We start from the raw sequence: 21,898 nt of genomic DNA on the forward strand, positions 1-21,898 counted from the left end.
GTCGTGAGGTGAGTCAATGCGGGAATTGCCCGCGCGGGGTGCGCACCGGCGTGCGACCCCGCGCGCCGGCCCGGTTCAGTCCTCGTGCCCCAGTTGGAGGTCCCGCTCGGTGCGTCCGCCTCCGGCCACCTGGAGGACGGTGGCGACGGGCGGGTAGCCGGCGGCGATGACGGTGTACTCGCCGGTGGACAGGTCGACGAAGCGGAACGTGCCGTCGGGGCCGGTGGTAAGGGTGTCGACGACGTTGCCCGCCACGTCGAGCAGGGTCACGCGGGCGTCCTCCACGGGCCGGCCGCCGCCCGCCCGGACGGCGCCGCGCAGCATGGCGCCGCCGGCCAGCTCGATGTCCCGGCGGGTCTCGCGGGCTGCCTGGACGGTGACGGGGAGCGCGGCCGGGCGGAAGGCGGGCGCGCCGGCGGCGAGGGTGTACTCGCCGGCGACCAACTCGGTGATGACGTAGCCGCCCTCGCGGTCGCTGCGGGTGGTGGCCACGACTTCGCCGTGGGCGTTGGTGAGGGTGACCGTGGCGTCCCGCACGGGTGTGCCGTCGGCGGTGACCACCCTGCCGACGAGGTTCCCGGCGCCGCCGAGGACGATGTCGAGTTCGACGGGGCGTTCGCCGACGGTGACGGAGACCGCCTGCGGCTGGTGGCCGCCCGCCGCGGCGATCAGCACGTACGAGCCCGGGCCCGGGGTGGCCAGCGCGTAGCGTCCGTCCTCGCCGCTCGCACCGCGCCCGGTCTGCCGGCCGGTGACGTCGATGAGCGTGAGCGCCGCGCGGGGCACGACGGTCCCGTCGTGGTGCTGCACCGAGCCGCAGACGGGCACTCCGGCGGCGTACGCGCCGCGCGCCTGCGGGATCGGGGCGTTCCCCGGCGCCGTGTCCGGGTCGGTGACGAAGGCGTTGTGGGACACCAGGGGTTTCTCCTTGAGGAAGAAGGCGATGACCAGTCCGAGGACGAGCACCGGCACCAGGTAGAGGAAGATCCGCGGCATGGTGTCGGCGTAGGCCCGGATGTAGCCGTCGCGCAGGGCCGGGGGCAGGGAGTGCACCAGCTGCGGGGTGAGGGACTCCGGGTCGGGCAGCCGGGTCCCCGCGCGCGCGGGCAGGCGGTCGGCCAGGGCGTCGGTGAGCCGTTCGGCGAGGAGGGCGCCGAAGACGGCGGCTCCGACGCTGCCGCCGATCTGCCGGAAGTAGTTGTTGGCGCTGGTGGCCGTACCGAGGTCGGCGGGGCGCACGGAGTTCTGCACGGCGAGGATCAGCACGGGCATCACCATGCCGATGCCGGTGCCGAGGACGGCCATCCAGATGCTGTAGTGCAGCCGGGGCGTGCCGACCTCCAGGCGGGACAGCAGCCACATGCCGACCACGGAGAGGGCGCCGCCGAGGATCGGGTAGGCCTTGTAGCGGCCGGTGTGGCTGATGAGCTGTCCGGCGATGATCGAGGCGCCGACGATGCCGGCCATCATCGGCAGCATGAGCAGGCCCGACTCGGTGGCGGAGGCCCCGTCGACCATCTGCAGGTAGGTCGGCAGGTAGCCGGCGGCGCCGAACAGTCCGACGCCGATCACCAGGCCGACGAGGCCGGTGACGTTGAAGACGGAGTCCCGGAACAGCCGCAGCGGCATGAGGGGTTCGGCGGCGAAGCGCTCGACGACGAGGAAGAGGACGGTCGCCGCGGCCGCTCCGGCGCCGAGGCCGAGGATCATGCGCGAGTCCCAGGCGTACTCCGTGCCGCCCCAGCTGGTCAGCAGGAGCAGGCAGGTGGAGGCGGCGGTCAGCAGCAGCGCGCCGAGGATGTCCAGCCGGGCCCTGACGGCCGGTTTCGGGAGTTTCAGCGCGACGGCGACGACGGCGAGAGTGACCAGGCCGAAGGGCACGTTGACGTAGAAGCACCAGCGCCAGGAGAGGTGGTCCGTGAAGTAGCCGCCGAGCAGGGGCCCGGCCACGGAGGCGAGGCCGAAGGCGGCGCCGATCAGGCCCATGTACCGGCCGCGCTGCCGGGGTGGCACGATGTCGGCGATGATCGCCTGCACGCCGATCATGAGGCCGCCCGCACCGACGCCCTGCAGGGCGCGGAACGCGATGAGCTGGTCCATGGTCTGTGCCCGGCCCGCGAGCGCGGAGCCGGCGACGAAGACGACGATGGCGAACTGGAAGACGCCCTTGCGGCCGAGGAGGTCGCCGAGCTTGCCGTAGACGGGCAGTCCGACCGTGGCCGTCAGAAGGTAGGCGGTGATCGCCCAGGACATCCGGTCCAGGCCGTGCAGCTCACCGACGATCTCCGGGAGCGCGGTGGCGACGATCATCTGCTCCAGGGCGGCCAGGAGCAGGGCGAGCAGGAGCGCGAGCAAGACCAACCGCACCCGCCGCGGGCTCAGTCGGGCAGCGGCGGTCGGTGGTGGTGTGGGGCTGTCGGGAGGTGCTACCGCCGGTTCGTCCTGCGCCAGAGTGATACCGCCCACCTACCGCTCCCCTCGTCGCGCTGCCGCACAATTCCCGCGTAAAAGCGACAACTACGAGCAAGCGCGACGAGTTACGGCACAAGAGCGAGCCGTGGGGAGATCACCCGAACCGGTGAGGGCCGCAACGGCCCCCGGGGAGCGGGGCCTTGGGAGCGGCTACTTCTCGACCTCGGCGGCGAGCCTGGCGAGCACCGCGTCGTAGATCCGACCGAGGCCCTTGGGCGCGAACGTCTTCTCGAAGAAGCCGCCGATGCCGCCGGCGCCGGTCCAGGTGGTGGTCACGACGACGCGGGACTTGCCCTCCCCGGCCGGGGTGACCCGCCAGGTGGTGACCATGGAGGAGTTGCGGTCCTTCTCCACCAGCTCGCCGTCGGTGGGCTCGCTGACCTCGAGGAGGCAGTCGCGCACGCGCTTGCTGGTGGCCTGGAGGCGCCAGTGGACGAGGGTGCCCTCGCCGTCGCCGCCCTCCCGGACCTCGTACTCGCTGAACTGCTCGGGCAGCAGCTTCGCGCGCGTGCCGCTGTAGTCGGCGAGGGCATCGAACACCGTCTCCGCGTCCGCCGCGACGATCCGCTCCGTAGTGGCTTCGACCTGCGCCATCGCTTTCCTCCAGGACATGGTTGCTCGGGGGTCGGGGCAAGCCAACCACCCCGCCGCCCGGCCGCCCAAATCGGGGTCGCCCAACCCGGTCGAACACGTTCGGAAAACACCCTCGCACGATCAAGGGAACATGTGTTCTATTCTGTGGGCAGTGCTACCGAGGAGGCGTCATGCGCTGGGAGAACCTCACAGTGGACTCCGAACACAGCCGGGCCGATGCCGCGCTGTTCGGCGCGGACGCGGTGACGACCCGTACCTTCGACACCCCGGAGTTCGCCGGGATCACGTTCCACGAGATCCGGGCCCGTTCAATCATCAACCGGGTGCCGGCGGTCTCCCGGATGTCGTTCCAGTGGACGGTCAACCCCTACCGGGGCTGCTCGCACGCGTGCGTGTACTGCTTCGCGCGCAAGACGCACAGCTACCTCGACCTCGACACGGGCCTCGGCTTCGACAGCCAGATCGTCGTCAAGATCAACGCGCCCGAGCTGCTGCGCCGGCAGCTCGGCTCGCGCCGCTGGCAGGGCGAGCACATCGCGATGGGCACGAACGTCGACTGCTACCAGCGCGCCGAGGGCCGCTACCGCCTCATGCCGGGCATCATCTCGGCCCTGCGCGACCACGCGAACCCCTTCTCGATCCTGACCAAGGGCACGCTCATCCTGCGCGACCTGGACCTGATCCGGCAGGCCGCGGAGGTGACCGACGTGGGCATCTCCGTCTCGGTCGGCTTCACCGACCAGGAGCTGTGGCGCACCGTCGAGCCGGGCACGCCCGCGCCGGAGCGGCGCCTGGACGTCGTGCGGACCTTCGGCGAACACGGCATCGGCTGCGGTGTGCTGATGGCGCCGGTGATCCCGTTCCTGAGCGACCGGCCGGACCAGCTGCGGGCCACCGTACGGGCGATCGCGGCCTCCGGCGCCACGTCCGTCACGCCCCTGGTGCTGCACCTGCGGCCCGGCGCCCGCGAGTGGTTCATGGCCTGGCTGGGGCAGCACCACCCGTATCTGGTGCCCCGCTACGAGCGGCTGTACGCGGAGGGCTCCTACGCCCCGAAGTGGTACCAGCGCCGGATCACCCGTCAGGTGCACGAGCTGGCCGAGGAGTACGGCATCGGGCCGACGCGCGCGGGGACGCCGCGGCGGATCCGGCCCCCCGAGCCGGCGGAGGAGCCCCCGGTGTCCGGGCCGACGCAACTTTCTCTCCTTTAGGAGCATACGAGCGCATCCGAAGATCCAATTGGGTCATGGGTGTGACGGAATGAGTTCTGCCGGGACCGCTTTCCGGGACGATGCGGCGAGGACGGTGACCCTCGCGGCCCGACATCCCGCCGTCCTGGGAGGACTCCATGAGAAAACGCGCAGCCGCGCTGTGCGGCGCCGCCCTCGTCATGGCCGGGACCTTCACGGCCGTTCCCGCCGGGGCGAACGCACCGAGCACCGCGCACTCCGTGCACACCGCGGAGCTCGCCTGGAAGAACTGCGCCACCGAGAAGTACCCGACGCTCCAGTGCGCGTCCCTGGAGGTGCCGCTCGACCACCGCAGACCGGGTGGACGGCACATCACCCTCGCCCTGTCCCGCGTCCCGCACACCGCCGAGACCTACCAGGGTCCGCTCCTGGTCAACCCGGGCGGTCCCGGCGGCAGCGGTCTGCGGCTCGCCGGGTTCGTCGCGTCCGCGCTGCCGAAGGAGGTCGCGGCCCAGTACGACGTCATCGGCTTCGACCCGCGCGGCGTGGGACAGAGCGAGCCCGCCCTGGACTGCAAGCCGGGCCACTTCGGCCCGGTGCGCCCCGACACCCTGCCGTCCACGCCCGCGCTCGAGAAGGCCAACCTCGACCGCGCCAGGTCCTTCGCCGCCGCCTGCGGGGAGAAGTACGGGCATCTGCTGCCGTACGTCAACACCCCGAGCGCCGTGCGCGACTTGGACGCGATCCGGCAGGCCCTGGGCGCGGAGAAGATCAACTACTTCGGTTACTCCTACGGCACCTACCTGGGCGCGGTCTACGCCAGGTTCTTCCCGGAGCGGGTGCGGCGCCTGGCCCTCGACTCGGTGGTCGACCCCACGGACGTGTGGTATGAGGCCAACCTCAACCAGGACGTGGCCTTCGACGACCGGCACCGCGCCTTCCTGGCCTGGGTCGCCGAGCACGACGCCACGTACCGGCTCGGCACCGACCCGGAGCGGGTCGAGGCCGAGTGGTACGCCATGCGGTCCTCCCTGGCGAAGAAGCCGGCGGGCGGCACGGTGGGCGCCTCGGAACTGGAGGACACCTTCATCCCGGGCGGCTACTACAACGGCTACTGGCCGGACCTGGCGGAGGCCTTCGCGGCGTACGTCAACGACAAGGACCCCGAGCCGCTGGTCGACGTGTACGAGGACGTCGGCGCGGCGGACGCCTCCGGCGACAACACCTACAGCATCTACACCTCCGTGCAGTGCCAGGACGCCGACTGGCCGCGCGACTGGCGGCAGTGGCGCCAGGACAACTGGGCGGTGCACGAGAAGGCGCCGTTCATGGCCTGGAACAACGCCTGGTACAACGCGCCGTGCGCGTTCTGGCCGGCGGACTCGTCGCGCCCGGTGAACATCGCCAACGGCGAGCTGCCGCCCGTGCTGCTGTTCCAGTCGACCGGCGACGCGGCCACTCCGTACCAGGGCGCTGTCACCGTGCACCACCTGCTGGCCCGCTCCAGCCTGGTGGTCGAGGAGGGCGGCGGCAACCACGGCATCACGCTGAGCGGCAACACCTGCCTCGACGAGCACCTGACGGCGTATCTGACCGACGGCACCGTGCCGCGCGGGTACGGCGAGGCGGACGCGGTGTGCGAGGCGCTGCCGGACCCGAAGCCGACGGCGTCGGGCGAAGGGCACTCGGCGAGGCAGGGGTCGGCTGCCGCGAAGGGCTCGACGCTGCACGGACTGCTCGGCTTCCGCGGCTGAGTGCTGAGCGACAGAGGGGCTGAGCAGCTGAGTGCCGAGTGGCTGACGGACCGTCCGGTGGGGCGGGCGTTGTCCGTCCCATGGTCCACCATGGACCCATGAGCGAGCTGACGAGGATCACCTGCTCCGTCACGCACATGGCCCACATACCCGACGACCGGTTCCTGACGGAGGTCGAGGCGTTCGCGGTGGTGGCGCGGTGAACGGGCTCCGGATACGGGAGATGGCGCTCGCCGACTGCGACCGGGTCGCGGAGATCCGGGTCCGCGGCTGGCAGCACGCGTACCGGGGCATGGTCCCGCAGTCGTACCTCGACGGGCTCAGCGTCGCCGAGGACGCCGAGCGGCGGCGCCGTATGCATCTCGCGCGGGCCGAGGGCGGTGTGGTGAACCTGGTCGCCGAGGATCCGGGCGGCGAGATCGTCGGCTGGGCCTGCCACGGGCCGTACCGGGAGGGCGAAGTCCTCACCGAGGAGGCCGAGTTGTACGCCCTCTACGTCCACCCGGACCGTGTCGGCCAGGGCGCGGGGCAGGCCCTGCTCGTGGAGTCGCTCACGCGCTGCGCCGCCGCGGGCCGCGGCCGTCTCCTGCTGTGGGTGCTCAAGGAGAACGCCCGGGCCCGCCGCTTCTACGAGCGGTCCGGCTTCCGGCCGGACGGCGCGGAGGAACCCTTCGAGGTGGAAGGCGTCGTGGTGCCCGAGGTGCGCTACGGCAGGACGCTCTGACCTCACCTCTGCCGGGGAATCCGCCCCAGCGCCCGCACCGCCGCCTCGGCCAGCGCCGGATGCGCCAGGGCCTCGTTCAGCACGGGCCTGGCCCGGCCGTCCCCCAGCGTACCCAGCCCGTCCACGCAGGCGAGGGCCACCCGGCGGTACGGGTCGTGCGGGCGCAGCCGCCGCCGGAGCGTGGTGATCAGCGCGGGCACGGCCTCCGGGGCCCGCAGCTCGACCAGGAGGCGGACCGGGTGCAGGGCGTAGGCGACGCGCAGCTCGTTGGTGGCGAGGGCGGCGGCCGCGCGGGCGGTGCGCGGGTCGCCGAGGCGGGCGAGGGCGTGGGCCGCGGAGGCGCAGCGCGGTGGATCACGGTGGTTGAGCAGCAGCACCAGGGCCTCGAAGGCCCGCCGGTCCCCCGCGAGTCCCAGCCGGAAGGCGGCCAGCTCCCGCGCCCAGAGCGGTTGCCCGGGTTCGGTCAGCACCGCCGCCAGGGCGTCGAGGTCGTCGGTCGCCACGAGCCGCTCGAACGCGGGCGACGCTCCCGACTCCTGCCGTAAGCGCTCCGTGAGTGATCGCAACTCTTCGTCCATGACACCGAGGTTAGGACCCCGGCCCGCCGCTCGGGACGTACATCACAAACACGGGGACTGGCGCGCTCGTTACCCGCCAGTTAAGCTCAGACGAGCGAGTTACCCACTCGCATCCCCTCGCGGCGGTCTGGTGACGCGGCCACCGCGGGAGCAGTCGGTTCGGTGCCTCAGGTACCGCAGTACGGCTCGGCCCCGGGACAGGGCCGGTCGGAACGGCCGTTCCCCTCCGGGCGTGTGCACGCCCCGTGGAGACGGCACCGGGCGTGTGCGCTCAGCAGCCCGGCCCAACACCCGCACTTCTCACGCACCCGGTGCGCCCGGGGTCCGGCTCCCGCCGGGCCGCCTTCGGCGCACCCGGGCGGCGTTCCCCGTCGTCACCCTCATCCTGGAGTCCCGCGATGGCCACTCCCCTTTCCGACCCGTCCCCGTCCCCGCTGCGGACCGTCGCCGTCGTCGGCCTCGGCACGATGGGCACCGGCATCGCCGAGGTCCTCGCCAAGGCCGGCCGCGAGGTCGTCGGCATCGACATCAGCGAGGCCCAGGCCGCGAAGTGCGTCGCCGCTCTGGAGGCCTCCACCGCCCGTGGCGTGGAGCGCGGGCGGCTGACCGAGCAGGACCGCGCCGAGATCCTCGCCCGCGTCCGCACCTCCGCCGACCTGCGGGCCGCGGCCGACGCCGACCTCGTCATCGAGGTCGCGCCGGAGTCGTACGAGGTCAAGCAGCAGATCTTCCGGGAGCTCGACGGGATCGTGCGCCCCGGGACCATCCTGGCGACCGGCACCAACGCCCTGTCCGTCACGCGGCTGGCCGCCGACTCGGCGCGCCCCGAGCGGGTGCTGGGCCTGCACTTCTTCAACCCGGCCCCGGCCATGAAGCTGGTCGAGGTCGTCTCCTCGGTGCTGACCGCGCCCGCGGCCGTCACGGCGGTCACGAACCTCGCGCTCGACCTGGGCAAGGAGCCCGTCGCGGTGGGCGACCGGCCAGGCTTCGTCGCCGACGGGCTGCTGTTCGGCTACCTCAACCAGGCCGCCGCGATGTACGAGGCGAAGTACGCCTCCCGCGAGGACATCGACGCCGCGATGCGGCTCGGCTGCGGTCTGCCCATGGGCCCGCTGGCGCTGCTCGACCTGATCGGCGTCGACACCGCCCGCACGGTCCTGGAGGCCATGTACGCCGCCTCCCGCGACCGGCTGCACGCCCCCGCGCCCATCCTCAAGCAGCTCAGCGAGGCGGGCCTGACGGGCCGCAAGGCCGGGCGGGGCTTCTACACGTACGAGGCGCCGGGCAGCGGCACGGTCGTGCGCGACGCGCTCACCCCGCTGGAGGGCGGCGACCCGGTCGCCGGCCGCACGGTCCGCTCGGTCGGTGTCGCGGGCTCCGGCACCATGGCCTCCGGGATCGCCGAGGTCTTCGCCAAGGCCGGGTACGAGGTCGTGCTGGCCGCCCGCAGCGAGGAGAAGGCGCAGGCCGCGAAGGCCCGGATCGGCAAGTCCCTGGCCCGCTCGGTCGACAAGGGTCGGCTGACCGCCGAGGCCGCCGCCGAGACGCTGGACCGCATCACGGCCACGGGCACGTACGACGACTTCGCCGACGTCGACCTGGCCGTCGAGGCGGTCGCCGAGGACCTGGAGGTCAAGAGGCAGCTGTTCGCCGCGCTGGACAAGGTCTGCAAGCCCGGCGCGGTCCTGGCCACCACCACCTCGTCCCTGCCGGTCGTCGCCTGCGCCCGGGCCACCTCGCGCCCGCAGGACGTCATCGGCATGCACTTCTTCAACCCGGCGCCGGCCATGAAGCTGGTCGAGGTCGTCCGGACGGTGCTGACCGCCGACGACGTCCACGCGACGGTCCGCGAGGTCTGCGGCAGGATCAGGAAGCACGCCGTGGACTGCGGGGACCGCGCCGGTTTCATCGTGAACGCGCTGCTGTTCCCGTACCTCAACAACGCGATCAAGATGGTCCAGGAGCACTACGCCTCGCTCGACGACATCGACGCGGCGATGAAGCTGGGCGGCGGCTACCCGATGGGCCCCTTCGAGCTGCTGGACGTCGTCGGGCTGGACGTCTCGCTCGCCATCGAGAAGGTCCTGCACCGCGAGTTCCGCGACCCGGGCCTCGCCCCGGCGCCGCTGCTGGAGCACCTGGTGGCCGCGGGCTGCCTCGGCCGCAAGACCGGCCGTGGCTTCCGCGAATATGCCAAGCGCTGAGCGTCCCGGCGACTGGTTCCGGTCCGGCTCCGAGTGGGGCGGCCTGCTCGGCCCGGACCGGTCCCCGCCCCCCTCCGGCGCGGGCCAAGAACCAGCTCATGCGCACCGAGCTGCGCACATGCAGTACGTTCAGGGCATGTCCCAGCCCGCCAAGTCCTCACGTACACCAGCTACGACCGACGCGCCGGAAAGTGCCGCAGGCTCCCGTGCCGCCGCCCAGCGGCTCAAGATGCGCCGGGAACTGGCGGCCGCCGCGATGGAGCTGTTCGCGACCAAGGGGTACGAGGCGACCACCGTCGACGAGATCGCGGCCCAGGCCGGGGTCGCCCGCCGCACCTTCTTCCGCCACTTCCGCTCCAAGGAAGAGGCGATCTTCCCCGACCACGACGACACCCTGATCCGCGCCGAGGCGGTGCTCAACGCCGCGCCCGCGCACGAGCATCCGCTCGACACGGTGTGCCGCGGCATCAAGGAAGTCATGAAGATGTACGCGGCCCGGCCGGAGATCTCGGTCGCCCGCTACAAGCTGACGCGCGAGGTGCCCACCCTGCGCGAGGCGGAGATCGCGTCGGTGGCCCGCTACGAGCGCCTGTTCACGCGCTATCTCCTCGGCCACTTCGACGAGCGCGCGCACGCCGACGACGCCAACGACGACCCGCTGCTCGCCGAGGTCGCCGCGTCCGCCGTGGTCACCGCCCACAACCACGTCCTGCGGCGCTGGCTCCGGGCCGGTGGGCAGGGGGACGTCGAGGCGCAGCTCGACCACGCCTTCGCGATCGTGCGCAAGACCTTCGGCACCGGCATCGGCGCCGGACGCTCGGCGGAGCCGAAGCCGGCCGCGGCCACGGCCTCGACGCAGGGCGAGGTGCTGGTCACGGTCGCCCGCACCGACGCCCCGCTCGACGAGGTCATGCGGACCATCGAACAGGCGCTCAAGGAGCGCTGAGCGGCTCCCGCAGGCTCCACGCCGCTGTGATGACGGCCACCCCACGGGGTGGCCGTTTTGGCATGTCAGGGGCCGTTTTGCAGCGCCTTTGCGAGCCCATTCGATCGATCATCGCTCATTTGTTACGTAAAGATTTCATCTGAGAGCAAGTTCTGGCACTCAGTGCCTTGCGGGGTGACACGCGGTGTCATACGTTGAAGGGGTCCGGGCGACGTCCCAGCGGGCTCCGCGCCCGTCCGCCCCGGACGCCTGCGTCACAGGCAACCTCCCGCGCCACCAGCGCTGCCGAACAGCACCACCGCCGAACCGACGGCACACCCTCGACCCTCAGCAGCACCGACGTACCCATCGGCGCCCCTCCCTCAGGGCGCTCACCGCCGGAGGCAACACCGTGACCGTGAAGGACATCCTGGCCGCGATCCAGTCGCCCGACTCCACGTCGGAGGACTTCGCCGCCCTCCCGCTCCCCGAGTCGTACCGCGCGATCACCGTGCACAAGGACGAGACGGAGATGTTCGCCGGGCTCGCCACGCGCGACAAGGACCCCCGCAAGTCGATCCACCTGGACGAGGTGCCGCTGCCCGAGCTCGGCCCGGGCGAGGCCCTGGTGGCCGTCATGGCCTCCTCGGTCAACTACAACTCGGTGTGGACCTCGATCTTCGAGCCGCTGTCGACGTTCGGCTTCCTGGAGCGCTACGGCCGCACCAGCGAACTGGCCAAGCGCCACGACCTGCCGTACCACATCATCGGCTCCGACCTCGCGGGCGTCGTCCTGCGCACCGGCCCGGGCGTCAACGCCTGGCGGCCCGGTGACGAGGTCGTCGCGCACTGCCTCTCCGTCGAGCTGGAGTCCAGCGACGGCCACAACGACACGATGCTCGACCCGGAGCAGCGCATCTGGGGCTTCGAGACCAACTTCGGCGGCCTCGCCGAGATCGCGCTCGTGAAGTCCAACCAGCTCATGCCCAAGCCCGACCACCTCAGCTGGGAGGAGGCCGCCGCTCCCGGCCTGGTCAACTCCACCGCCTACCGGCAGCTGGTCTCCCGCAACGGCGCCGCCATGAAGCAGGGCGACAACGTGCTCATCTGGGGCGCGAGCGGCGGACTCGGCAGCTACGCCACCCAGTTCGCGCTGGCCGGCGGCGCCAACCCGATCTGTGTCGTCTCCTCGCCGCAGAAGGCGGAGATCTGCCGGTCGATGGGCGCCGAGGCGATCATCGACCGCAACGCCGAGGGCTACAGGTTCTGGAAGGACGAGAACACCCAGGACCCCAAGGAGTGGAAGCGCTTCGGCAAGCGCATCCGCGAGCTCACCGGCGGCGAGGACATCGACATCGTCTTCGAGCACCCCGGCCGCGAGACCTTCGGCGCGTCCGTCTTCGTCACCCGCAAGGGCGGCACCATCACCACCTGCGCCTCCACCTCGGGCTACATGCACGAGTACGACAACCGCTACCTGTGGATGTCGCTGAAGCGGATCATCGGCTCGCACTTCGCCAACTACCGCGAGGCCTGGGAGGCCAACCGGCTCATCGCGAAGGGCAAGATCCACCCGACCCTGTCGAAGGTGTACTCCCTGGAGGACACCGGCCAGGCCGCCTACGACGTGCACCGCAACCTGCACCAGGGCAAGGTCGGCGTGCTGTGCATGGCCCCCGAGGAGGGCCTGGGCGTGCGCGACGAGGCCAAGCGCGCCCAGCACATCGACGCCATCAACCGCTTCCGGAACATCTGAGGAGCGCTGCATGACTGAGCGTCAGCCCGCCGAGGGCAAGAGGGAGAAGGACCGGCCGTGGCTCATGCGCACCTACGCCGGTCACTCCACGGCCGAGGCGTCCAACGAGCTGTACCGGCGCAACCTCGCCAAGGGCCAGACGGGTCTGTCGGTGGCGTTCGACCTGCCGACGCAGACCGGCTACGACTCCGACCACATCCTCGCCCGCGGCGAGGTGGGCCGGGTCGGCGTGCCGATCGCGCACGTCGGTGACATGCGCCGGCTGTTCCAGGACATCCCCCTGGAGCAGATGAACACCTCGATGACCATCAACGCCACGGCCATGTGGCTGCTGGCGCTCTACCAGGTCGTCGCCGAGGAGCAGGGTGCCGACATCACCAAGCTCCAGGGCACGACCCAGAACGACATCGTCAAGGAGTACCTGTCCCGGGGGACGCACGTCTTTCCCCCGGGGCCGTCCCTCCGCCTGACGACGGACATGATCGCGTACACGGTCTCCCACATCCCGAAGTGGAACCCGATCAACATCTGCAGCTACCACCTGCAGGAGGCGGGCGCCACGCCGGTCCAGGAGATCGCGTACGCGATGTCCACCGCGATCGCCGTGCTCGACGCCGTGCGCGACTCCGGCCAGGTGCCGCAGGAGCGCATGGGCGATGTCGTCGGCCGGATCTCGTTCTTCGTGAACGCGGGCGTCCGCTTCATCGAGGAGATGTGCAAGATGCGCGCCTTCGGCCGCATCTGGGACAAGGTCACCCGCGAGCGGTACGGCATCGAGAACCCCAAGCACCGCCGCTTCCGCTACGGAGTCCAGGTCAACTCCCTGGGCCTGACGGAGGCGCAGCCGGAGAACAACGTCCAGCGCATCGTGCTGGAGATGCTGGCCGTCACCCTCTCCAAGGACGCCCGCGCGCGTGCCGTGCAGCTGCCCGCCTGGAACGAGGCCCTCGGCCTGCCCCGCCCCTGGGACCAGCAGTGGTCGCTGCGCATCCAGCAGGTGCTGGCGTACGAGAGCGACCTGCTGGAGTACGAGGACATCTTCGAGGGCTCGAAGGTGATCGAGGAGAAGGTCTCGGGTCTGGTCGAGGCGGCGCTCGCCGAGATGGACCGCATCGAGGAGATGGGCGGCGCGATGGCGGCCGTCGAGTCCGGCTACCTCAAGTCGCAGCTGGTGGCCTCGCACGCCGAGCGCCGGGGCCGGATCGAGTCCGGCCAGGAGAAGATCGTCGGCGTCAACATCTTCGAGGGCACCGAACCGAACCCGCTCACCGCAGACCTCGACACCGCGATCCAGACGGTGGACCCGGAGGTCGAGGCCCGGGTCATCGAGGCGCTCCAGCGGTGGCGCGACAGCCGCTACCAGCCGCCCTTCAACCACCCACGGCCCTGCAAGGCCCTGGAGCGGCTGAAGGAGGCGGCCCGCGGCACGGAGAACCTCATGGAGGCCACCCTGGAGTGCGCCCGCGCCGGCGCGACGACCGGCGAGTGGGCCGGGGCCCTGCGCGAGGTGTTCGGTGAGTTCCGGGCGCCCACGGGCGTCTCCTCGGCGCCGGTGGCCGTGCCGGTCGAGGAGGGGAGCACGCTGGCCCTGGTGCGCCGCAAGGTGGACCTGACGGCCAAGGACCTGGGCGTGGGCAAGCTGCGCTTCCTGGTCGGCAAGCCGGGGCTCGACGGGCACTCCAACGGCGCCGAGCAGATCGCGGTGCGCGCCCGGGACGCCGGGTTCGAGGTGGTCTACCAGGGCATCCGGCTGACGCCCGAGCAGATCGTGGACGCCGCCCTCGCGGAGGACGTGCACGCGGTCGGCCTGTCCATCCTGTCCGGCTCACACGCCCAGCTGGTGCCGGACGTCCTCGAACGGCTCCGTGTGGCCGGTGCCACAGATATACCGGTGATCGCCGGTGGCATCATCCCGAACGGTGATGCCGAGCAGCTCAGGGCAGCCGGAGTGGCCGCGGTCTTCACCCCGAAGGACTTCGACATCACCGGAATCATCGGCCGCATCGTCGACGAGATCCGGAAAGCGAACCAGCTCGACCCCCTGGAGGTCCCCGCATGACCACGGTCAACCGCCTTCGCCCCCGGCGTTCCTGCCTGGCGGTACCGGGCTCGAACCCGCGCTTCCTGGAGAAGGCCCAGGGCCTCCCGGCGGACCAGGTCTTCCTCGACCTGGAGGACGCCTGCGCCCCGCTGGCCAAGCCCGAGGCGCGACACACCATCGTCAAGTTCCTCAATGAGGGCGACTGGACGGGCAAGACGCGCGTGGTCCGGGTCAACGACTGGACGACCGAGTGGACGTACCGCGACGTCGTCACGGTCGTCGAGGGCGCCGGCCAGAACCTCGACTGCATCATGCTGCCGAAGGTGCAGGACGCCCAGCAGATCGTCGCCCTCGACCTGCTGCTGACGCAGATCGAGAAGACCATGGGCTTCGAGGTCGGCAAGATCGGCATCGAGGCGCAGATCGAGAACGCGCAGGGCCTGAACAACGTCAACGAGATCGCGCAGGCCTCCCAGCGCGTGGAGACCATCATCTTCGGCCCGGCCGACTTCATGGCCTCCATCAACATGAAGTCGCTGGTCGTGGGCGAGCAGCCGCCCGGCTACCCGGCGGACGCCTACCACTACATCCTGATGAAGATCCTGATGGCCGCCCGCGCCAACAACCTCCAGGCGATCGACGGCCCCTACCTGCAGATCCGCAACGTGGAGGGCTACCGCGAGGTCGCGCAGCGCGCCGCCGCCCTCGGCTTCGACGGCAAGTGGGTGCTGCACCCGGGCCAGGTCGAGGCGTCCAACGAGATCTTCTCGCCGTCGCAGGAGGACTACGACCACGCCGAGCTGATCCTGGACGCGTACGAGTACTACACGTCCGAGGCGGGCGGCAAGAAGGGCTCGGCGATGCTCGGCGACGAGATGATCGACGAGGCCAGCCGCAAGATGGCCCTGGTCATCGCGGGCAAGGGACGCGCCGCCGGCATGCGGCGCACCAGCACGTTCGAGATCCCGGAGGCGTGACGGCCATGCAGTTCGGACGCACCTACGAGGAGTTCGAGGTCGGGGCGACGTACAAGCACTGGCCGGGCAAGACGGTCACGGAGTACGACGACCACCTGTTCTGTCTCCTCACCATGAACCACCACCCGCTCCACATGGACACGAACTATGCGGAGAAGACGACCGACTTCGGCAAGAACGTCGTCGTGGGCAACTACATCTACTCCCTCCTGCTCGGCATGTCCGTGCCGGACATCTCCGGCAAGGCGATCGCCAACCTGGAGATCGAGTCGCTGAAGCACGTGGCGCCGACCTTCCACGGCGACACGATCTACGGCCAGACGACCGTGCTCGACAAGTGGCCCTCGAAGTCGAAGAACGACCGCGGCATCGTGCACGTCGAGACCAAGGGCTACAAGCAGGACGGCACGCTGGTCTGCGTGTTCCGCCGCAAGGTGATGGTGCCGACCGAGACGTACATCAAGGAGCGCGGCGGCGAGCAGCCCGGCCGCCCGGAGCTGCGAGAGCAGGAGAAGTAGTCATGGCGCGACTCGCCCAGACCGCCGGTCTGACGGACGTCCAGCAGGAGATCCTGTCCACCGTCCGGGACTTCGTGGACAAGGAGATCATTCCGGTCGCCACGGAGCTGGAGCACCGCGACGAGTACCCGCAAGCGATCGTCGACGGGCTGAAGGAGTTGGGCCTGTTCGGCCTGATGATCCCCGAGGAGTACGGGGGTCTGGGCGAGTCGCTCCTGACCTACGCCCTGTGCGTCGAGGAGATCGCGCGCGGGTGGATGTCGGTGTCCGGCATCATCAACACCCACTTCATCGTGGCGTACATGCTCAAGCAGCACGGCACGCAGGAGCAGAAGGACCACTTCCTGCCGAGGATGGCGGCCGGTGACATCCGGGGCGCCTTCTCGATGTCGGAGCCGGGCCTCGGCTCGGACGTCTCGGCGATCACGTCGAAGGCGGTGAAGGACGGCGACGAGTACGTCCTGAACGGCCAGAAGATGTGGCTCACGAACGGCGGAACGTCCTCTCTGGTGGCCGTTCTGGTCCGAAGTGACGAAGGTCACCCCGAGGGCACCGCGCCCCACAAGTCGATGACGACCTTCCTCGTCGAGAAAGAGCCCGGCTTCGGTGAGGTCCGGCCCGGCCTCACCATCCCCGGCAAGATCGACAAGATGGGGTACAAGGGGGTCGACACCACCGAACTCATCATGGATGACCTGCGGATTCCTGCGGATCGCGTGCTCGGCGGGGTCACCGGCCGTGGTTTCTACCAGATGATGGACGGTGTCGAGGTGGGCCGCGTGAACGTGGCGGCGCGTGGCTGCGGCGTCGCTCAGCGTGCGTTCGAACTGGGTGTCCAGTACGCGCAGCAGCGTCACACCTTCGGGAAGCCGATCGCCCAGCACCAGGCGATCCAGTTCAAGCTGGCCGAGATGGCTACCAAGGTCGAGGCCGCCCATGCGATGATGGTGAACGCAGCTCGCAAAAAGGACTCCGGGGAGCGAAACGACCTCGAGGCTGGGATGGCGAAGTACCTCGCCTCCGAGTACTGCAAGGAGGTCGTCGAGGACGCCTTCCGGATCCACGGCGGCTACGGCTTCTCCAAGGAGTACGAGATCGAACGCCTCTACCGTGAGGCGCCGATGCTGCTCATCGGTGAAGGTACCGCCGAGATCCAGAAAATGATCATCGGCAGGCGGCTGCTCGAAGAGTATCGGTTCCAGGGCTAGATGTCCGGATACGGGGTGTTTTCTTGGAGAAGAAGATCACACCCCGTCAGCACTCTTCGGCCGCCGACTCGGCTGCCTGGCTTACCCAGTTAGGGCCCCGAGCCGCTACGATCGCCGGAAAGCCGCCGTCCCCCGTCAGAGTGCGGCATCATCCGCTACGAAGGTCATCCATGCCCCACAGCCAAACCTCTGCACCTCGCGACAGCCGGGCCGGCGTACGCCTCGCGCGCGGAGCATCGCCGTGGCTCCTTCCGACCGTCGCCACCGCAGCCCTCAGCCTGGCCCGGGCCCGCCGCTCCGGCGCCGCCAAGGCCGTCGCCGTTCCCGCCACCGCGCTCGCGGCGGGAATGCTGTGGTTCTTCCGCGACCCCGAGCGCGAGATCGCCCCGGGCCGGGTCATCTCGCCCGCCGACGGTGTGGTGCAGAGCATCATGCCGTGGAAGGACGGCCGCACCCGCGTCGCGATCTTCATGAGCCCGCTCAACGTCCACGTCAACCGCGCCCCGCTGGCCGGCACGGTGACGTCGGTCGAGCACGTCCCCGGTGGCTTCGTTCCCGCCTTCAACAAGGAGAGCGAGAACAACGAGCGCGTCGTCTGGCACTTCGACACCGAGCTCGGCGACATCGAGATGATCCAGATCGCCGGCGCGGTCGCCCGCCGCATCGTTCCCTACCTGCCCCAGGGCACCAAGGTCGAGCAGGGCGAGCGGATCGGCCTGATCCGCTTCGGCTCGCGGGTCGACCTCTACCTGCCCGAGGGCGTGGAGGTCGCGGTCGAGGTGGGACAGAAGACCGTGGCTGGGGTGACTCGCATTGACCGTGATTGATCCTGACACCAAGGCCGGCTGGGTCCCGGACGCCGACGAGGTCGACGAAGAGGAGGAGATGCCCCTCTCTCTGCGCCTGTCGATAGCGGACACCCTGACGCTCGGCAACGCCACGTGCGGCTTCATGGCGGTGTACTTCACCACCACCGGCATCCTGATCCCGCACCTCACGGGCAGCCAGGAGACCGGCATGGCCCGCCACAGCGCGGCCACGGCGGTCATCCTGATGCTCTGCGCGGCGGTCTTCGACCTGTTCGACGGCCTGGTGGCGCGCAAGCTGCGCTCCTCCCCCATGGGCGCCGAGCTGGACAACCTCTCCGACCTGATCAGCTTCGGCCTGGCGCCGGCGTACTTCGTGCTCGTGTACGGCATGGTCGCGGACGACGCCCACCAGCGGGTGGCGGCGGTCGGGGCGATCGTCGTCCTGCTGGCGGTGGTGCTCCGGCTTGCGCGGTTCTCCTGCGTCACGGTCAAGGACGGCACCTTCCAGGGCATGCCGTCGCCGTTCGGCGCGCTGACGGTGGTGTCCATCGTGCTGCTGGAGCTGCCCTTCGTGGCGACGCTGCTGGCGATCCTGGGGACGGCATGGCTCATGGTGTCCCGTGTGGAATACCCCAAACCCCGCGGTCGACTCGCTGTGGCGATGCTCTCGTGGATCGTGCTCAGCATGGGGCTGCTCGCGGCGTGGGCGTTCGACGCGCCGAGCGGACAGCTGCTGCTCCAGACGGGCTGCGCGCTGCAGCTGGTCATGGGGGCGGTGATCCCGCTGTTCGCGACGGCCCGGCGGGTGAACAACTTCCGTGACAACCGGCGGGAGGCGCGGGCGGCGCAGCTTCCGTAACGTGTTCGCGTACGACGACGAAGGCCCCGAGCCATTGGCTCGGGGCCTTCGTCGTGTCGGCGGCCGCGGGACCGCCCGGCTCAGGTCAGGAAGTCCTGGGCGATGCGCTCCGCCACGCGTTCCAGGATCGGGCCCGCCTCCGCGATGCACTTCGCGACGTCCGGCTCCGCGTCCGTCAGGGGGTAGGCCCGGCGGATCCCCGCCCGGCCCAGGGCCCCCGGGGGCAGGGCGAGGCGGCCGCAGACCGCGACGACGTCCTTGCCGGCGGCACGGGCCGCGGCGGCGACCCCGGCCGGGGCCTTGCCATGGAGGGTCTGCTCGTCGAGGGAGCCCTCCCCGGTGATCACCAGGTCGGCACGGTCCAGGGCGGGAGCGAAGCCCAGGACGTCGAGCATGACCTCGATGCCCGGGCGGAAATCCGCGCCCAGGAGCAGGGCGCCGTAGCCGATGCCGCCGGCGGCGCCCGCGCCCGGGGCGGCCGCGTACTCGGCGGCCCTAGGGCCGGCCGGGCCCTGAAGCACCTCCGCGAAGTGCGCCAGGGCGGCGTCCAGGGCCGTCACGTCGTCCGGGGAGGCGCCCTTCTGCGGGCCGTAGACCGCGGGTGCGCCCTTCGGGCCGGTCAGGGGGTTGTCCACGTCGCTCGCGAGGATGAATTGGATCTCGGTGAGACGTGGGTCGAGTCCCGACAGGTCCGCGGTCGCCAGCTCGGCGAGACCGCCGCCGCCCGGGGGCACCGGCTCACCGTCCGCGTCCAGGAACCGGGCGCCCAGCGCCGACAGCATCCCGGCGCCGCCGTCCGTGGTGGCGCTGCCGCCGACCCCGAAGACGATCGTGCGGGCACCCGCGTCCAGGGCGGCCCGCAGCAGCTCGCCGCTGCCGTACGTGGACGCCGTGAGCGGTGCGAAGACCCCGGCGGGCAGCCGCTGGAGTCCGCTCGCCTCGGCCATCTCCACGACCGCGGTGCCGTCGCGCAGCGCGAACGCCGCCGTCACCTCGTCGCCGAGGGGGCCGGCGACCCGCGCCTCCCGGCGCTCGAACCCGGCCGCGACCGCCGCGGCCACCGTCCCGTCGCCGCCGTCGGCCACGGGCAGCGCCTCGACCTCCAGGTCGGGCACGACCCGGCGCAGCCCGGCCGTCACCCGCTCGGCGACCTCCACGGCCGTCAGCGACCCCTTGAACTTGTCCGCGGCGACGAGCACCCGCTGCGTCCTCCGGGCATCGCTCACTGCAGCGTCCGCCACTTGCACTCCCCTTGCTCTCCGGGCCCTCACGCACGTCAAGGCCAGTCGCGCCGCAGCGACCTTAACCGGAGGAGACCCCGGCCGTCAGCCCGTGCCCATCCCATGGACCTGAGGGTCCTCGCCCTCAGGGGCGCGGGGAACCCCGCGAGAAACCACCGCGCACCTGCACCCGCGCAACGACCCGCGGCCCCACCGCCTCGGGCACCCTGCGGGAAACGGGTAGACGGCATGCATGACCCTCGTCGACAACGAGACGGCGCCGGCCAACCGCATCCTCGGCGGCTGGACGGGCCGCATCGCGGGAAACATGCTGGGCAAACCGGTCGAGCAGGGCGAGCTCTGGACGCGCGAGCGCATCGACCGCTTCCTCAGGCAGGCCGCCGCCCTCCCCCTGACCGACTACCTGCCCGAGCCCACCGGCGACCTCGAAATCGCCCTGCGCCCCGAATGGCGCGAGTGCGTCCGCGGTCGCATCCACGGCAGCTGCCGTGACGACGACATCGACTACGCGATCCTCGGCCTGGACCTGCTGGAGACGTACGGCTTCGGCTTCAGCACCGAGCAGGTCGGCGACCTGTGGCTGCTGCGGCTGCCCTACCTCCAGACGTTCACCGCCGAGCGCGCCGCGTACCGCAACCTCGCCAACGGGCTCAGGCCGCCGCTGACGGCGACCTACGACAACCCGTACCAGGAATGGATCGGGGCGCTGATCAGGGCCGACATCTACGGCTGGACCTGCCCCGGCGTGCCGCGCCGGGCCGCCTCGCTGGCCCGGCGGGACGCGGTGCTGTCGCACACCGGCAACGGGGTCTACGGGGCGATGTGGGCGGCGGCGCTGATCGCGGCGGCGTTCACGGCGCCCACCGTGCGGCACGCCGTCGACGAGGCCCTCGCCGTGATCCCGGCGAGCAGCCGCCTGGCCCGCACGGTACGGCGGGTGGCCTCCCTGCACGACACCGGGATGTCCTGGGAGGACACGCTCACCACGGTCGCCGAGGAGACCGTCGGGATGAGCTGGATCCACACCGTCCCGAACGCGGCCGTGCTCACCGCCGGCCTGCTCTACGGCGACGGCGACTTCACCCGGACCATCACCCTGACCGTCCGCGGCGGCCTGGACACCGACTCCAACGGCGCGACGGCGGGTTCCGTCGCGGGGGTGTTCGGCGGAGTGGCGGGCATCCCCGACCAGTGGAAGGCGCCGCTGGAGGACACGGTCCGCAGCGCGGTGTTCGGCTTCGACGGGGTGCGGATCAGCGAGTTGGCGGAGCGGACGGTGCGGCTGGCGGAGTCCGCGGCCTGACCGGCGCGAACCGGCCATTCACGGGACGCTCGGGGCGGTCCGTCCGGTCTTCCGGTTGAACCCCGCCTGCCGTCCGTCGGCTGAGGACCGGCCCGTCGCCGTCGAGCCCGCAGGTCATTCCGCTTGGAAGCGCTTTCATCCGGGTTGATTCCGGCCACTTCCACGCGAGCCGGCCAACGAGATCAAACCCAAACCTAAAGTGATCAGGCCGTCGGGCCAGCCGATCATTTCCGGTCACCGACTCGCTTCCTCTCTGCCCCCCAACAGAAAGCGCGTGCTCGTATGTCTCGTCTCAGAACCGCCCTGCGTGCCGCCGCCTCCGCGACCGTCCTGGCCGGCGCCGTCCTCACCGCGCCGCAGGCCGTCGCCGCCGAGCAGCCCACGGTCACGGCGGCCGCGGCCAACGTGTGCGGCAGCGGCTACACGCTGCGCAAGGCGATCCCGCTGCCCCTCGGCACCGAGCCCAGCGAGCGTCTGGCCACGCTGTTCTCCTACGAGAACGGCGGCAAGGGCTGCGTCATCCTCGACAACAACGTCGGCCGGGCGCAGTACATGTACGTGCAGGTCTGCAAGGTGGGCGGCACGGCCTGCGACCCCGACTCGGGCAACTTCAGCGAGTACGCGGGTCCGGTGTACGTCTCCAGCTTCGCCTGCGCCCCGGTGACCGCGAAGATGGGCTCGTCCTCCAGCAGCCTCTACATCAACTACAAGTCCAGCTACGTCTTCCCGTGCGGCTGAGGCGGGA

18 protein-coding genes are annotated in these 21,898 nt (G+C 70.9%); 14 read left to right on the forward strand and 4 right to left on the reverse strand.

The genetic code is table 11. From position 1 onward, the window contains the following. Positions 1-75 precede the first annotated feature (75 nt). Together ACSUPV_RS06830 and ACSUPV_RS06835 are read right to left on the reverse strand one after the other, a co-directional pair. Complete coding sequence (locus ACSUPV_RS06830; RefSeq protein WP_436947114.1) at positions 76-2,466, reverse strand: MFS transporter; 2,391 nt, start codon at positions 2,464-2,466, stop codon at positions 76-78. 156 nt (positions 2,467-2,622) lie between these two features. Further along, positions 2,623-3,066, reverse strand: a complete 444-nt coding sequence (locus tag ACSUPV_RS06835; RefSeq protein WP_031118247.1) for an SRPBCC family protein — start codon at positions 3,064-3,066, stop codon at positions 2,623-2,625. A 170-nt stretch (positions 3,067-3,236) separates the two neighbouring features. Between ACSUPV_RS06835 and ACSUPV_RS06840 the strand changes: the two genes are divergently transcribed. From ACSUPV_RS06840 to ACSUPV_RS06850, 3 genes are all read left to right on the forward strand, one after another. Further along, positions 3,237-4,277 carry an Rv2578c family radical SAM protein gene (locus ACSUPV_RS06840; protein ID WP_037759726.1) on the forward strand — a complete coding sequence of 347 codons (1,041 nt, stop codon included), beginning with the start codon at positions 3,237-3,239 and terminating at the stop codon, positions 4,275-4,277. Between the two features lie 137 nt (positions 4,278-4,414). Next, entirely contained in the window at positions 4,415-6,010 is a 1,596-nt protein-coding gene (locus tag ACSUPV_RS06845) for an alpha/beta hydrolase (RefSeq protein WP_436947115.1), read from the forward strand. Between the two features lie 223 nt (positions 6,011-6,233). Beyond that, a complete protein-coding gene (locus ACSUPV_RS06850) occupies positions 6,234-6,734 on the forward strand; it encodes a GNAT family N-acetyltransferase (RefSeq protein ID WP_051851446.1) in 501 nt (166 codons plus the stop codon). Between the two features lie 2 nt (positions 6,735-6,736). On the opposite strand, the gene ACSUPV_RS06855 is transcribed toward ACSUPV_RS06850, so the two are convergent. Then, positions 6,737-7,312, reverse strand: coding sequence for an adenylosuccinate lyase (locus tag ACSUPV_RS06855; RefSeq protein ID WP_031118251.1), 576 nt, complete (start codon positions 7,310-7,312; stop codon positions 6,737-6,739). A gap of 398 nt (positions 7,313-7,710) precedes the next feature. Here ACSUPV_RS06855 and ACSUPV_RS06860 point away from each other — a divergent pair, with 398 nt between their 5' ends. From ACSUPV_RS06860 to pssA, 9 genes are all read left to right on the forward strand, one after another. Next, entirely contained in the window at positions 7,711-9,516 is a 1,806-nt protein-coding gene (locus ACSUPV_RS06860) for a 3-hydroxyacyl-CoA dehydrogenase family protein (RefSeq protein WP_031118252.1), read from the forward strand. Positions 9,517-9,652: 136 nt separating this feature from the next. Further along, positions 9,653-10,462: a TetR family transcriptional regulator gene (locus tag ACSUPV_RS06865; RefSeq protein WP_031118253.1), complete on the forward strand. Its 810-nt coding sequence runs from the start codon at positions 9,653-9,655 to the stop codon at positions 10,460-10,462. Between the two features lie 397 nt (positions 10,463-10,859). Continuing rightward, positions 10,860-12,197 carry a crotonyl-CoA carboxylase/reductase gene (gene ccrA / locus ACSUPV_RS06870; protein WP_031118254.1) on the forward strand — a complete coding sequence of 446 codons (1,338 nt, stop codon included), beginning with the start codon at positions 10,860-10,862 and terminating at the stop codon, positions 12,195-12,197. Between the two features lie 10 nt (positions 12,198-12,207). Further along, entirely contained in the window at positions 12,208-14,256 is a 2,049-nt protein-coding gene (locus ACSUPV_RS06875) for a protein meaA (protein WP_031118255.1), read from the forward strand. Further along, positions 14,253-15,215: an HpcH/HpaI aldolase/citrate lyase family protein gene (locus tag ACSUPV_RS06880; protein WP_031118256.1), complete on the forward strand. Its 963-nt coding sequence runs from the start codon at positions 14,253-14,255 to the stop codon at positions 15,213-15,215. The genes ACSUPV_RS06875 and ACSUPV_RS06880 overlap by 4 nt, the downstream gene beginning before the upstream one ends. A 5-nt stretch (positions 15,216-15,220) precedes the next feature. Further along, a complete protein-coding gene (locus ACSUPV_RS06885) occupies positions 15,221-15,733 on the forward strand; it encodes a MaoC family dehydratase (protein WP_033309326.1) in 513 nt (170 codons plus the stop codon). A gap of 2 nt (positions 15,734-15,735) precedes the next feature. Then, positions 15,736-16,941 carry an acyl-CoA dehydrogenase family protein gene (locus tag ACSUPV_RS06890; protein WP_031118258.1) on the forward strand — a complete coding sequence of 402 codons (1,206 nt, stop codon included), beginning with the start codon at positions 15,736-15,738 and terminating at the stop codon, positions 16,939-16,941. 170 nt (positions 16,942-17,111) lie between these two features. Then, positions 17,112-17,768, forward strand: coding sequence for a phosphatidylserine decarboxylase (locus ACSUPV_RS06895; protein WP_359789216.1), 657 nt, complete (start codon positions 17,112-17,114; stop codon positions 17,766-17,768). Between the two features lie 58 nt (positions 17,769-17,826). Next, positions 17,827-18,609 carry a CDP-diacylglycerol--serine O-phosphatidyltransferase gene (gene pssA, locus ACSUPV_RS06900; RefSeq protein ID WP_050810223.1) on the forward strand — a complete coding sequence of 261 codons (783 nt, stop codon included), beginning with the start codon at positions 17,827-17,829 and terminating at the stop codon, positions 18,607-18,609. Positions 18,610-18,689: 80 nt separating this feature from the next. Here the strand turns inward: pssA and ACSUPV_RS06905 are convergent, their stop codons facing one another. Next, positions 18,690-19,808, reverse strand: coding sequence for a glycerate kinase (locus ACSUPV_RS06905; protein ID WP_436949877.1), 1,119 nt, complete (start codon positions 19,806-19,808; stop codon positions 18,690-18,692). Positions 19,809-20,082: 274 nt separating this feature from the next. Here ACSUPV_RS06905 and ACSUPV_RS06910 point away from each other — a divergent pair, with 274 nt between their 5' ends. Continuing rightward, positions 20,083-21,153 (forward strand): ADP-ribosylglycohydrolase family protein, encoded by a 1,071-nt coding sequence (locus ACSUPV_RS06910; protein ID WP_031118262.1) that lies wholly within the window; start codon positions 20,083-20,085, stop codon positions 21,151-21,153. 282 nt (positions 21,154-21,435) lie between these two features. Beyond that, positions 21,436-21,891, forward strand: a complete 456-nt coding sequence (locus tag ACSUPV_RS06915; protein ID WP_037759743.1) for a hypothetical protein — start codon at positions 21,436-21,438, stop codon at positions 21,889-21,891. Positions 21,892-21,898: the final 7 nt, after the last annotated feature.

Source organism: Streptomyces sp. SudanB52_2052 (assembly GCF_964272415.1).
Classification (GTDB): Bacteria; Actinomycetota; Actinomycetes; order Streptomycetales; family Streptomycetaceae; genus Streptomyces; species Streptomyces olindensis.